General features: G+C 59.2%; 10 protein-coding genes. 5 read left to right on the forward strand and 5 right to left on the reverse strand.

What is annotated here, in order from left to right; all coding sequences use genetic code 11:
• Positions 1-78: 78 nt before the first annotated feature.
• Positions 79-1,656 (reverse strand): glucan biosynthesis protein D, encoded by a 1,578-nt coding sequence (locus tag WDN46_16385; GenBank protein ID MEJ0094939.1) that lies wholly within the window; start codon positions 1,654-1,656, stop codon positions 79-81.
• Positions 1,657-1,726: 70 nt separating this feature from the next.
• Positions 1,727-1,993, reverse strand: a complete 267-nt coding sequence (locus WDN46_16390) for a hypothetical protein (protein MEJ0094940.1) — start codon at positions 1,991-1,993, stop codon at positions 1,727-1,729.
• Between the two features lie 214 nt (positions 1,994-2,207).
• Here WDN46_16390 and WDN46_16395 point away from each other — a divergent pair, with 214 nt between their 5' ends.
• A complete protein-coding gene (locus WDN46_16395; GenBank protein MEJ0094941.1) occupies positions 2,208-3,962 on the forward strand; it encodes an AMP-binding protein in 1,755 nt (584 codons plus the stop codon).
• A gap of 288 nt (positions 3,963-4,250) precedes the next feature.
• Here WDN46_16395 and WDN46_16400 read toward each other — a convergent pair whose 3' ends face one another.
• The gene (locus WDN46_16400) at positions 4,251-4,400 is read right to left on the reverse strand and encodes a hypothetical protein (protein ID MEJ0094942.1); all 150 of its coding nucleotides are present in this window, start codon (positions 4,398-4,400) and stop codon (positions 4,251-4,253) included.
• 206 nt (positions 4,401-4,606) lie between these two features.
• On the opposite strand from WDN46_16400, the gene WDN46_16405 reads away from it, so the two are divergent.
• Positions 4,607-6,220: a carboxylesterase family protein gene (locus WDN46_16405; GenBank protein MEJ0094943.1), complete on the forward strand. Its 1,614-nt coding sequence runs from the start codon at positions 4,607-4,609 to the stop codon at positions 6,218-6,220.
• A 59-nt stretch (positions 6,221-6,279) separates the two neighbouring features.
• Here WDN46_16405 and WDN46_16410 read toward each other — a convergent pair whose 3' ends face one another.
• Complete coding sequence (locus WDN46_16410; protein ID MEJ0094944.1) at positions 6,280-7,278, reverse strand: formamidase; 999 nt, start codon at positions 7,276-7,278, stop codon at positions 6,280-6,282.
• A gap of 124 nt (positions 7,279-7,402) precedes the next feature.
• Positions 7,403-8,095 carry an isochorismatase family cysteine hydrolase gene (locus WDN46_16415; protein MEJ0094945.1) on the reverse strand — a complete coding sequence of 231 codons (693 nt, stop codon included), beginning with the start codon at positions 8,093-8,095 and terminating at the stop codon, positions 7,403-7,405.
• A 415-nt stretch (positions 8,096-8,510) separates the two neighbouring features.
• Between WDN46_16415 and WDN46_16420 the strand changes: the two genes are divergently transcribed.
• The 3 genes from WDN46_16420 (at position 8,511) to WDN46_16430 (ending at position 12,620) form a co-directional block, all read left to right on the forward strand.
• The gene (locus tag WDN46_16420; GenBank protein MEJ0094946.1) at positions 8,511-9,800 is read left to right on the forward strand and encodes a glycosyltransferase; all 1,290 of its coding nucleotides are present in this window, start codon (positions 8,511-8,513) and stop codon (positions 9,798-9,800) included.
• A gap of 116 nt (positions 9,801-9,916) precedes the next feature.
• Positions 9,917-11,164, forward strand: coding sequence for a condensation domain-containing protein (locus WDN46_16425; GenBank protein ID MEJ0094947.1), 1,248 nt, complete (start codon positions 9,917-9,919; stop codon positions 11,162-11,164).
• 223 nt (positions 11,165-11,387) lie between these two features.
• Complete coding sequence (locus tag WDN46_16430; GenBank protein MEJ0094948.1) at positions 11,388-12,620, forward strand: multidrug effflux MFS transporter; 1,233 nt, start codon at positions 11,388-11,390, stop codon at positions 12,618-12,620.
• The last annotated feature ends 172 nt before the right edge of the window (positions 12,621-12,792 follow it).

A 12,792-nucleotide genomic window follows, 5' to 3' on the forward strand; every position in this document is an offset into this window, starting at 1 on the left:
GTTGCCGCGCGGCGCATAATATCGACGGAGGCGCACGGTTAGGCAAGCAAAACGGCGACGATGCGACGCGGCGGCGGCTCAGAATGGATGATACTGAAACAGCCAGGTTTCGCTGAGAATTTTTTCGCCCGAGCGCAAAAACAGCCGTATCTCGACGGGATCCGGGCCGGGGCCGGCGGTCAGATCGAACTGAGCCCGCCAATGGCCCGGCTGATCGTCGGGGACTGCCTCGGTGAACACATAGGAGAATGTTCCGCGCGAGGCCCAGAGCACCGCCTCAGGCTTGACCCCGAAAGGTAGGCTCTCAAGAGGCGGACCGGAAAACTCGACCATGAATTTGCGCACGCCCTTGGGGCGCGGCTGGCCCGGTTGACCGCCATTGCCCAATCGCGTGGCGACGCAGCGGGCAAGATCGGTCGGGAACGGCTCGTCGGCCTGCCAATGGAGACGATATGACAAATCGACCTCCGAGCCTGCGGTCGCTGGCTTTTCGGGAACCCACATCGCGACGACATTGTCGTGGATTTCGTCATCGCTCGGAATTTCGATGAGTTGAACGGCGCCCTTGCCCCAATGGCCTTGCGGCTCGACCCAAAGGCTCGGCCGGCGGTCGTAATAGACGCCATCCAAATAGTGATCGAAATTCCGGTCGCGCTGCAATAACCCGAAGCCGCGCGGGTTTTCGTCCGCAAAGGATGAGGCGATAATTCTCGGAGGATTGTTGAGCGGACGCCACACCCGCTCCCCCGTCCCTGTCCACATGGCGAGACCATCGGAATCGTGGACCTCAGGGCGCCAATCGACGCCAGTTTCCTTTTTCGTCTCGGAAAACCAATACATTGAAGTCAGCGGCGCAAGACCAAATCTTGCTACATCCGCTCGCAGAAAAAGCGACTGATCAATATCCATGGTGACGCCTTTGCCGCGCGTCAGCACAAAGCGGCATGCCCCGACGATGGACGGGCCTTCCAGCAATGCGAAGATCGTCAGTGAATTTTCGGCGCTGGCGCCATCAATGTAAAATTTGGTGAAGTCGGGAAACTCCTCCGGCTTGCCGGGGACGGCGACGTCGATCGCGACCGCGCGCGCCGAGAGCCCATATTGATGCAACGCGCCGATCGAGCGAAAATAGGCCGCGCCGAGGAATGCCACCCAATCATTCTTGCGCCAATCGAGAGCGCCGCCTTTCGGCTCCTGAATGCGCAGGCCGGCGAAACCCGCGCCTTGCGGCAGCTTTTTCGCGATCGAATCCGGCGGCATCGTAAAATAGCTTTGGTCGTAGATGATTTCCCGCGCGCTGGCGCCTTCAACCACGTTCATTTCGACGGCTTTTTGAAAGAACTTGCCGAGATGGAAGAAGCTGACGGGAAAACGCCCCGCCCCCTGCGCGAACAGCGCGTGATCCATGTCGTAGCTGATTTTGCCCCAGGCCTCGTAATCAATCTTGCCGACGATATCGGCGGCCGGCCGCGCAGGTCCGACATAGGGCTCGCGCGCCATGTGTTTGGCGGCAGCCTTGAGGCTCTCGAAGGAAAACGGCCGGGCCGGTCCGAGTCTTAGCCCTTCGACGGCCGACGCCTCGTTGAAATCGGCCCCTGTGAGCCCAATCGCCGCAGCCCCCATCAGCACCGATCTCCGGTCAAAGGCTTTGGTCATGCAATTTCCTTCGCGTCTATTTTTGCGCGTTTGGGGGTGCTTCTGGGGAGACGCGCCGCCGCGACGGGAGCTAGGTGCGGATTTGCTCGTGCTTGATGGCCGTGCGCATGAAATAATGAAGCAGCACGAAACCGCACAGGGTGAAGCCGACTTCAATGATGCGGCTGACGAGCGGATCGAGCTGCAGGAGGCCGCCGAGCGCCCATCCGGCCGCCCAGGAGGCCCCGACCATTTCGGTGCCGACCAGAATGGCGACAGCGATGAGGGTCGAGAGATGAAGCCAATTGATCGGCTTCCGCTGGGTCGAATCTTTTGGTTGAGCGAGGTCTTGAGCCAAGTCGCGGTTTCTCCGTTTCGGCACCAAATTTCATACGCGAAAGCAATGGATATGCAGAGCCGATTGGCCACTATATCATAGACGGGCGCGGAGCAAGCGTCTGACCTGCGGCGAAGGCGATCGACAAAACGCCGGATCCGGACCCTCGCAGGCCATCCGCGCCGAACCGGGCAAGAACGAGCCGGGAACGTTCAGAATAAGCTGGGGACCGATAATGAGCAACGAGGCCGCAACCTCAAGCCCTCCATGCGCCGCAGACCTGCCCTGGCTTTCCTTCTACCCTCCAGAAACGTCACTGCAGATCGAAGCGCCGCCCTACCGATTGCTCGGCGATATCGCGCCGGATCTCGCCAGCCGTCGCGGCGACGTCAAGGCTTTCACCACCGTCATGCCGAACGGGATGGCGGGGAGCTTAAGTTTCGCCGATGTTGACCGCCTGTCCGATGCCCTCGCCGCCTATCTCCGGGAATGCCTTCGCCTCAAGACCGGCGCTCGCGTGGCGATCCAGATGCCCAACGGCCTAGCCTATCCGGTCGCGGCTTTCGGCGTGTTCAAGGCAGGCTGCGTCCTGGTCAACGTAAATCCCCTCTATACCGCGGCTGAAATGACGCATCTGTTCGAGGACGCGGAGCCGTCTGCGATCATCGCCATCGATATGTTCGCCGAGAAGCTTGGCGCGGCGATGGAAAGAGCGCCGATCCCGCATGTTATTTTGACCCAAGCCGCGAGTCTCTTTCCTCTGCCGCATCGGCGCCTCATAGGCTTTGTGCAAAAACACGTCCGTAAGGAACTCCCACGTCCAACTTTCGCTTCGACATCGCTGGCGCGCGCGCTCGCCCAGGGCGCGGCGAAAATCAAATCGGGCGTCGACATCAAAGCCTACGCTAAGGGTTTAGAGTCTTCCTCGGTCGCCTGCCTGCAATATACCGGCGGCACCACGGGCGTCATCAAGGCGGCGATGCTGACGCATCGCAATTTGATCATGAACGTCGCGCAGTTCTTGCGTTTTACGGGTTCGGAAATAGCGCAGACCGATCATATACTGACCGCGCTGCCGCTCTATCATTGCTTCGCCTTTACAGTGAATTTCCTCGGCTTCTTCTTCCGCGGCGCGCATAATGTTCTCATTCCAAACCCGCGCCCGCTCACCAATATGCGCAAAGCCTTCGCCAAGCAGAGCATCACCTTCATTACGGGCGTCAACACCCTCTTTAATGGCCTGCTGAACGAAGCATGGTTCAGGGAGAATCCCCCGCATCAATTGCGCTTGTCCGTAGCCGGCGGCATGCCACTGCTCGAGACGGTCGCACAGCGATGGGCCGAGGTCACGAAAAGCCCTCTCGTCGAAGGTTATGGCCTCAGCGAGGCCTCGCCGGTGCTGACTTTCAATCCGACGCGCCACGTCAAATCTGGAACGATCGGCGTGCCGCTCCCCTGGACCGAGATAAAATGCGTCGACGACGCGGGTCGCGAAGTTCCGATCGGCGAACCGGGAGAGCTGATCGCGCGCGGGCCACAGGTCATGGCGGGTTATTGGAAGCAAGCCGCCGACACTGAAGACGGGTTGCGCGGGGGGTGGCTTTATACTGGCGACATCGCAACGATGGATAGCGATGGTTATTTCACCATCGTCGACCGACGCAAGGACATGATTCTCGTATCGGGATTCAATGTCTATCCAAACGAGGTCGAAGCGGCGCTGTCTAAGCTTTCCGGCGTCAAGGAATGTGCTGTGATCGGCGTTCCAGATCACGCTACCGGGGAGGCGGTGAAGGCCTACATTGTTTGCCAAGATAAAGCGCTTGCAGTTGAGGCCGTCCGCGCTTTCTGCAAGACCCGGCTCGCCGCCTATAAGGTGCCAAAATCCGTCGTCTTCCGCGACGATTTGCCGAAATCGAACGTCGGCAAGATTCTTCGCAAGGATTTGCGCCTGGAGAATCGTCTGCAGCAAGGCTTGCGTCAATCATAGCGATCACAAAAAATTGCTGCCTGCTTGGATTGTAGGCTTTTGAAGCTTTCACACGAATCTGAAAGATAGAACGGGCGAAATCCAGCGTCCGGCTGGGTCCCCCTTTGCGCCGGGGTCGACGTCCCAGTCAAATTTATCCGGGATTGGGCGACAGCCACCAAAGCGAAGAAATTAATAAAATTGCTAGGTGCTGAAATGTGGCAATTCTTGGGCAGGTTCGGCATCCTGTCAAATCACCAATTCCTGCCTGTGAAAGCTACAGCGTGATCGCGGCTTGCAGCTTTTCGCTCAGTTGGCGTTGAGGCGGCGCAACAGGCTCCCCACAAGTCGCAGACATTGCTTGGAATTCCCGCCCCCGTTTGAAGCTTGGCTCGGCGCGGCCTTCACCGTAGCGGCGAGCGAGACCGTCACATAATCTTCGTAATATCGACTGCTCATTGTCATAGATTGACATTACAAATCCGTAATGAAATGACCTAACTATACAAATCGCTGCATCTCGAATGAATCCGAAGACAGAAGCGGGGTGAACGGTGTCAAAGCTTTTAAAGCTGTGGCTATCAGTGCTCTCGCGCGTAGCTAAAGCAAAAACTTCCATAAAAATCGGCGTTGCGCTGGTGGCTGTCGCCGCAGCGGGAACGCTGATGGCGCCCATGCATGCCAAGGCAGCCAGCTCGCCGCGCGTCGAGACCAAAGAGGGCCCGGTCAAGGGCTTCCTCAACAACGGCGTCGCAGAGTTTCTCGGCATTCCCTACGCCGCGCCGCCTGTCGGGGATTTGCGCTGGCAGCCGCCCCAGAGCCACACGGCCTGGAACAATGTTCTGGAGGCGACGGCGTATGGTCTTAACTGCGCGCAGACCGCAACGAACGGAATATTCGCGGGTCCGGCGAACAGCAACGAAGACTGCCTCTATCTGAACGTCTTCGCGCCGAGCCTCGATGCGTCCGCGAAGGAGAAACTTCCGGTCATTGTATGGATCCACGGCGGCGGCAACATCATCGGAGAGAGCAACGATTACGACGCGAGCAAGCTGGCCGCCCAAGGCCGCACGGTTGTCGTCACCATCAATTACCGCCTCGGGCTTCTTGGCTGGCTGGCCCACCCGGCTTTAGATGCCGAAGACCATTTCTTTGCTGATTACGGCCTGCTCGACCAGCAATTCGCGCTTCAATGGGTGAAGCGCAATATCGCCGAATTTGGCGGCGATGAGACCAACGTAACGCTTGGCGGCCAAGCTGCGGGTTCCATCGACACGGAAGCCAACGTCATTTCGCCGCTCGCCGCTGGCCTGTTCCAACGAGCGATCTTCCAAAGCGTCGTTCTCGAGCCGACGCCATTGTCATTCGCCGAGACGCAGGGATCGGCCTTCGCGGTCGCTGCAGGGTGCGGCTCGGGAGCAACCGCTGCGGTCGCCAAATGTCTACGCAATCTGACGGTTCAGCAGATTATGGCGCTGCAGGGCTCGACCAAAGGAGTTAGCGGTCCAGACGCAACTCTGCTTATAGCGGACGGCCATATTTTGCCGAGCGCCGGATTTGCGACGGCCTTCAAGAACGGCCAGTTCAATCATGTGCCCGTCATGAATGGGACCGTCCAAGACGAAGGCAATTTCTCCATCGCCGTCGCCGAATATTTCTCCAGCGCTCCCCACGCGCCGCCGACCGCAGCGGATTTCAAAAACTACGTCACAGCCACCTATAGCGGCAACGCCGGACCCGGCGGCTCCTTGCCAGCTTATCCGGCGGGAACCGTTGATAAGGTTCTGGCTCGCTATCCGCTTTATGCCTATCCGACGCCGCAATTGGCCCAGGACGCGGTCGAGACGGATGCTGATGCGTGCGCCAGTCGGAACATCAACAAATTGCTCGCCAGCCAAGTGCCGCTCTACGCTTATGAATTTGATGACCGGATGGCTCCGTTTTACTTCCCCAAAATGCCTGGGTTCTCCTCTCTCGCCTACCGCACAGGCGACATCCAGTATCTATTTCCGCTGTTCCACGGGGGACCGCTCGGCGTTCGGCACGAGCTCAACAAGCAACAGGAGCAGCTTTCCGACGAACTCGTATCAGCTTGGGCGAATTTTGCCCGGACTGGCAATCCGAACGGCGAAGGCAACGTTCCTTGGCCGCTCTATGAAAACAAGCCGGCGACGGCTGCCTACCTGTCGGAGAACACTCCGATTTTATCGGCGTTCACAGACGAGGAATTTTCGGCCGAGCATAAGTGCGATCTTTGGGATCGGGTGCTGACGTATTGAAACCAAGCGGCAGGCTCGAGCCCAGAGGCCTCGCCCTAATCGCGGGGCGATCCTAACGTCTAGGCGCCATATTTGCGGTTTGGCGGGGAAAATCCGCAGGAGGAGCCGTCAACGACGCGCACCTCTTTCTCCCACGGCAAACGATATTCGCCGCGCACCATGTCCTGCATGAAAGTATATGGGCAATCCTGCGCGCCGCCCTTCACGGCGACATAACCGCGATGTCCAAGCTGGTAGATGTTGTTTTCGACGCCCCAATGAACGCGCGCCTCTCGAACGAGATCGGGCCGCATTTCGCAGGTGATGATCTCGTCGGGGCGGTGACTGCCTTCGACCATCACTGTGCCGTCGAAGTCGCAGAACATGCCCTCGCCCATTGAGTCGAAGCTGCCGTCGGAACCGCACAGGCAGACGCTCGCGGTCTGCGCAAGGTTCTGAAACGCATTCGATTGGTTGGTGATCTTCCAGGCAAGCCGGATCGGCGCGGTGTAGCCCGCCGTGCGGATGATGACCTCGGCGCCCTTATATGCAGCCTCGCGCGCCATCTCGGGGAACATGCCGTCGTGACAAATGATCAGCGATAGTATGGCGCCCTTCGGTCCCGAGCATACCGGCACCCCGATGTCGCCCGGCTCCCACGGCTCGACGGGCACCCACGGATGAAGCTTGCGATAATAGAGCTGGATATCGCCGTGATCGTCGATGATCAAACCGCTGTTGAACGGATTGCCTCGCGGATTGCGCTCCATGATCGAGAAGCAGCCCCAGATATGATGCTCAACGCACGCAGCCTTGAAGGCCGCAACCTCGGGACCATCGAGCGTACACATGATCGCGTCATCAATGCTCATCGAAAGGCCGTGCAGCGCATATTCCGGGAATACGATGAGATCCATCGCCGGATTGTTGCGCCGCGCCTTTCCGACCATCTCGACGATCTTCGCTGTCTGGGCCGCAAGGTCTGCAATTGTCGCGACGTTCGGATTCTGCAACTGCGCAAGGCCGATCACGATACCGTTGGGCGACCTATTCAGTCCGCCCAGTCCGCTTGTGCTCATCAAATCATCTCCTGCAAAGGTCCGCGCATGTTCGAGCCCCGCACAGTATCGTGGAAGTCTTTGCCATGTCGCAATTCAACGTCAGACGCCGGCAATCCCGGCTGGCGCTTCGCGGTTGCCGCGCTCATTTCCCAAGCGCAGCCAGCAGCGCGCTTGATTGCGACACTGTGCCGAATACGCCGCCCTGCATCGTGACCATGTGCAACGCCGCGTCGTGATTGCCTTTGTCAGTGGCGCCGCAACAATCGGCGAGGATGGTGCATTCAAAGCCGCGATCGTTTGCCTCGCGCATCGTCGTATGGACGCAGACGTCCGTGGTGATGCCGATGAGCACAAGATTGACTATGCCTCGCGTGCGCAGGATCAGTTCGAGATCGGTTGCGCAGAAGGAGCCCTTGCCGGGCTTGTCGATGATGATTTCGCCGGGCATCGGCGCGAGTTCGTCGATGATCGCCCACCCCGCTTCACCGCGCACGAGAATTTTGCCGCAAGGGCCATCGTCGCCGATTCCGACGCCGTTCGCGCCGGCGAGACGACTGCGCCAGCGTTTGTTCGCCGGCAAATCGGAGAGATCGGGACGATGCCCCTCCCGCGTGTGAATGATCGTGAAATTTTTCTCGCGCATCGCCTTCAACACGGATTTGATCGGCTCGATCGGCGCGCGCGTCAGCGACAAGTCGTAGCCCATCTTATCAACGTAACCGCCGTAACCACAGAAATCCGTTTGCATGTCTATGATGAAAAGCGCCGTATTGTCCGGGCGCAGATCGCCGTCGTAGGGCCAGGGATAGGGCTTTGCCGTGATGAAGCGGGTCATTTGCGCCAGCGAATTTGAAGGAGAGGTGAGGAAACACACTTGTTTCAGCAGGCATGTTGCGAACCCGAGGCGCCCGTTCGGCTTCAAGCAAACCACGTGCCAGTAGTTCGACGGAATGCTCTTAATTTCGATGATCCGATAACACGTATGGCTTCGTGCTAATCCTAAAAATTTCATCGATTCGGCTCCCACGCCAGAATCATTCCCGGCGCCCGGATCTCCGTCGACGAGCTTGCTTGCGGCCACGGCGCGCGCCCATCCCGACGCGTTGCTATCCCTCCCCCTTCCAGAGAACGGCCAAAGTCGCTGCTGAAAAGCAATATTACAAGCGTAACAATTTGTCCCTGTTATGACACGAAGCAGTAGCTTCACGCTCCGATAGTCATGCTGTACGAGATCCGTATGGAGCAGACTCTTGGCACACAGTTTTCTACTGGCCTCTTGGGGCGGCCCCGGTAACCTCGCCCCGCTGCTGACCGCCGCGCGCCAGTTGCGCCGCAATGGTCATGTGGTTCGCGTCATAGCTGATCCGGAGACCCGCGATGAGGTCGAGGCGGCGAAGTTCCCCTTCACTCCTTGGAGCCGGGCGCCGAGCTATTCCGACCTTGGAAGCGCCTCCAACGCACCCGATCCGACGGACCTGCGAGCCTTTTGCGATCACGTCGTGTTCGGTCCCGCTGCGGCCTATGCCGCCGACACTCGGGATGAGTTCGACAGAGCGCCGACGGATGCGCTCCTCACCAATGATGTCCTGCTCGGCTCCGCGATAGCCGCGGAGGCCGCCGGCATACCATGCGCGATGCTTTCGCCTCATATCAGCATACGACCGCTGCCGGGGGTCCCGACGGTCGGCAGCGGGTTGACGTCGCCGCACACGCCCGAAGAGCGAGCCGAAGTCGATGCTGCAAAAAGCCGATTCAAAGTTGTCATAAATGAGTGGCTGCCCGTTCTGAACGAGGCTCGCGAAACTCAAGGCCTTGCCCCCCTCGACGACGTGTTTGATCAATATGACCGGCCCCAACGGGTGTTGCTCGCGATCAGTTCGGCGTTCGACTTTCCGGCTGATTATCTGCCCGATAATGTGCGGTATGTCGGGCCGTTGCTCGACCAGCCCGGCTGGTCGAAGCCATGGACCGCGCCCTGGCCCCAGCAATTCGATCGGCCTCGCGCATTGGTATCGTTCAGCACGACCTTCCAGGGCCAGACTGATGCGCTGCAGCAGGTTTTGAATGCGCTGGGCGCAATCGAAATAGATGCCGTTGTGACGACCGGCCCTGCGCTCGAAGGCGCAAGTCTGCTTGCGCCCAAGAACGTGACGCTGCTCCACAGCGCGCCCCACGATGCGGTGATGAAGGAGATATCGCTGGTTGTGACGCACGGGGACCACGGTACGGTGACTCGCGCGCTGGTCAACGGCCTGCCGCTTCTGGTGATGCCAATGGGTCGCGATCAGAACGACAATGCGCTGCGGGTGGAGGCCCGAGGCGTCGGGCTCACCTTGCCGCCGACGGCCTCCGAAACGGAGATCGCGGCCGCATTGAAGCGCCTCATCACCGAGCCGCATTTCCGCGTCGCCGCCAAACGGTTGGGAGAGGCTATCGCCGCCGATATCGATTCGGTCGGCCTTGTCAGAGAAATGGAAGCCATCGCCGTGCCGTGGCGTCCCAAAGAGCGCGCCATGCGCAGGCGATTGCTTCGAACCTGAATTTGCGAGAACCGCCCAAAGATCGGCAAAACTCGCTTTTTTGAAGCGTTGCGGCGAGTCAAAAAAGAGCGCCGTGAAGACGGGCCAGCGCCCGGTGAAGAATGGAAGAGGAGCTAATGAATTATTTGTCTCAGCCTATGACGGCAATGCGGCCGCTTGGAAGCATTGAGCACATGTTCTGGCTCAAAGATCTACATATGCCGTATCACTTTGCCGTCTGCGCCGAGATAGAAGGACCAACGACAGTCGAGGCTTGGCGCAAGGCTCTCGACATGGTGCAACGGCGTCATCCCAATTTCCGCGTAAAAATCGAGCTGGACCAGGCTGGCAAGCCTTCTTTTGTCTATGATCCGGACGCGCGCATTTCTCTCCGGGTCGTCGCAAGCGACAACGCGCGGTGGGAGTCCGAATTCGGAAAAGAGATGGGCACGCCGTTCGACCCGCAGAAGGCTCCTCTCGTGCGGAATGTCCTCCTGCATCAAGCGCGACGTTCATATCTAATCGTCGCAGCGCATCATTCGATAGCGGATACCAAGTCTTTAGTTTTCGCGATACGGGATGCGCTTAAGGCGCTCGCGGGCGAATCGCTTGACTCGCTCGCCCCGATCGATTCGTTTGAGGCGTTGCTCACGCGCGTTGCCCGTCCGAATGCGGACGATGCGCCGAGGGAGGCTTTGGCTCCGGCTGCGGCCGGTAAGCAAGACGTGTTCAGAACGCCGGACGGCTCCTTCCCGCACATAGAAAGCCTAACGCTGACGTCTGCTTTGACGAGCGAACTGCGGCGACGGAGTCGCCGCGAAGAAACGACAGTTCATGGCGCATTGATTGCAGCGGCAGCCGAGGCCACAAGACAGATCTCGAGCGAGCTCAGAGAAGCGACGATCAGCGTCGGCTCGGCTATCGATGCAAGAACAATGATGGGAGCCGGCGAGGACGTCGCGTTGCTTTCCGCCGGCGCGTCGGTTTCGATCGAGCCGCACTCCCGCGCATTTTGGGAAACGGCGCGATTGGCAAAACGCGAGATTGCGCCGTCGCAATCTGCTGAAGCGATGTTTCATATGATGGAATCGTTAGAACAGGTTCTGGCCGACGGACCCGACGCGAAAACAGCTGCCGATCTAATGGCTGGGTTTAGATTCGACATCAACATCAGCAATCTGGGCGTTCTGCCGATTGAAACGCGCTTTGGGGCGCTTACATTCAAGGCGCTGTGGGGGCCGTCAATACTTGCAGGCTTCGAGGGAGAGCAAGAAATCGGAGTCGCAACGGTAAATGGTTCGCTTACGCTGCTGCACACCAGCTATCGTCCTCTTCCGTCCTTCTTGAATTTGATAGAACAGCGACTGATCGCGGCGTGCGCCTAGACGCGCATCCGAAGTTCTGACTTGGCGCGGATCGCGTTCCACAGCGAAGGTCCGCCATAAGAACGATGGATGGTTCGCAAGATTCAGCGCTGCTCGAACCCCGCCAACGGCTTGCCGGATAAAGATCGCCGCCATTGGCGGGTCCAGTAGTTCTGGTGGAGAGAAGGTCGTAAATTGCAGGTCCGCGCGGCGTTCATTGGCGGCGCATAACTGCCGCAAAAGAATGGATATTGGACGCGTGCTTATTAAACCCTCCTCCATCGGCTTCAATTTTCTGCTCGGCCTTCTTGCCGCGGTCCCGACGTTCGGCATCGACATGAGTCTGCCGGCCTTGGGGGCCACAGGCGCCGCGCTCAACGTCTCGGCGTCCGAGATCGGGCTGACGATTAGCATCTTCATGCTGGGCCTCGCGACGACGCCGTTGATCTCCGGGCCAATCTCCGATCGATACGGACGCAAACCCGTCGCGCTGTTCGGCGTTGGGCTCTTTGTCATCGGCAGCCTTGGCTGCGCGCTTGCCCAATCGCTGTCGGCGCTCTTGACGTGGAGGTATGTCCAGGGCGCTGGCGCTGCGAGCGCGATGGTGGCCATGGCGATCATCCGAGACCTGTTCGACGGGCCGGTCGCGCGTCAGAAAATCTCTATCGTCATCATCTCCATGAATATTGCCCCGATGATCGCGCCAACCGTGGGAGCCGCGCTGCTCGCGCTCGGCGGCTGGCGCCTTATCTATGCGACCCTTGTCGCGTTCGGTCTCGTTTTGCTGTCGGCAATATTGCTGGGCTTTGCGGAGAGCGCAAAAATCGATCCGACCAAGCGCCTTATGCCTTCAGCCATCGCCAGCGCTTACATCCGCGTCCTGACCCATCCTATTTCACTCGGGTACATTCTTATAAACGCTACCGCATTTGGGGCGATCTTCGCCTACGCCACCGGATCCTCGCTATTCTTCATCAATGTCGCGGGGCTGAGGCCGGATCAATACGGCCTCATCTTTGGCGCAAGCGCTGTGGCGGTTATGGCCGGCGCTTTTATCGATGGTCGTTTGAGCGGCTGGGGAATATCGCCGCGATACCCATTAATGATTGGATTAGCGCTCTTGGCGATCGCAGCAGCCACGTTGCTGGCGATGACTCTTGCAGCCTGGATGCCCCTTCCCCTCGTTATCTTTCTTGTGATCGTCGCTACCCTGGCCTTTGGACTGATTACGCCGAACGCTACGAACGGGGTGATGCAGCCGTTGCCTCAATTTGCCGGCGTCGCCAGCGGCGCAGCCGGGTGCATTCAGATATTGGCGGGCGCCGGATCTAGCGGCCTCGTCGCAGTCCTTTTTGATGGACGCTCGGCGCTCTCGATGACCGCAGTCATGACTCTATGTTCGCTTTTTGCGGTGATTTCATATCTGCTGATTGCCCGTCCCGCGGAGCGCTTAGTCCTAAGATCGCGAACCGGATAACGCGGGGAGCAATGTGCGCTCACCCGCGTGTTGCGATTCCTGCACCGCGAAATTCTCGCGGCGCAAGCTGGCCGCGCTCCATAATCCCCCGATGCCTCGATAGGTCTGGACGCTAAGTCACGGTGTCTATAACCTCCGCCCCATCATCGTCGGGGAGCGCAAGCACAACGCC

The organism is Methylocella sp. (genome assembly GCA_037200525.1).
Classification (GTDB): Bacteria; Pseudomonadota; Alphaproteobacteria; order Rhizobiales; family Beijerinckiaceae; genus Methylocapsa.

Excerpts from the sequence above, each read along its gene's own strand:
- WDN46_16385 (MEJ0094939.1), bottom strand. The coding sequence starts at position 1,656 with ATGACCAAAGCCTTTGACCGGAGATCGGTGCTGATGGGGGCTGCGGCG.
- WDN46_16430 (MEJ0094948.1), top strand. The coding sequence starts at position 11,388 with ATGGATATTGGACGCGTGCTTATTAAACCCTCCTCCATCGGCTTCAAT.
- WDN46_16410 (MEJ0094944.1), bottom strand. The coding sequence starts at position 7,278 with ATGAGCACAAGCGGACTGGGCGGACTGAATAGGTCGCCCAACGGTATC.
- WDN46_16405 (MEJ0094943.1), top strand. The coding sequence starts at position 4,607 with ATGGCGCCCATGCATGCCAAGGCAGCCAGCTCGCCGCGCGTCGAGACC.
- WDN46_16425 (MEJ0094947.1), top strand. The coding sequence starts at position 9,917 with ATGAATTATTTGTCTCAGCCTATGACGGCAATGCGGCCGCTTGGAAGC.
- WDN46_16400 (MEJ0094942.1), bottom strand. The coding sequence starts at position 4,400 with ATGAGCAGTCGATATTACGAAGATTATGTGACGGTCTCGCTCGCCGCT.
- WDN46_16415 (MEJ0094945.1), bottom strand. The coding sequence starts at position 8,095 with ATGACCCGCTTCATCACGGCAAAGCCCTATCCCTGGCCCTACGACGGC.
- WDN46_16395 (MEJ0094941.1), top strand. The coding sequence starts at position 2,208 with ATGAGCAACGAGGCCGCAACCTCAAGCCCTCCATGCGCCGCAGACCTG.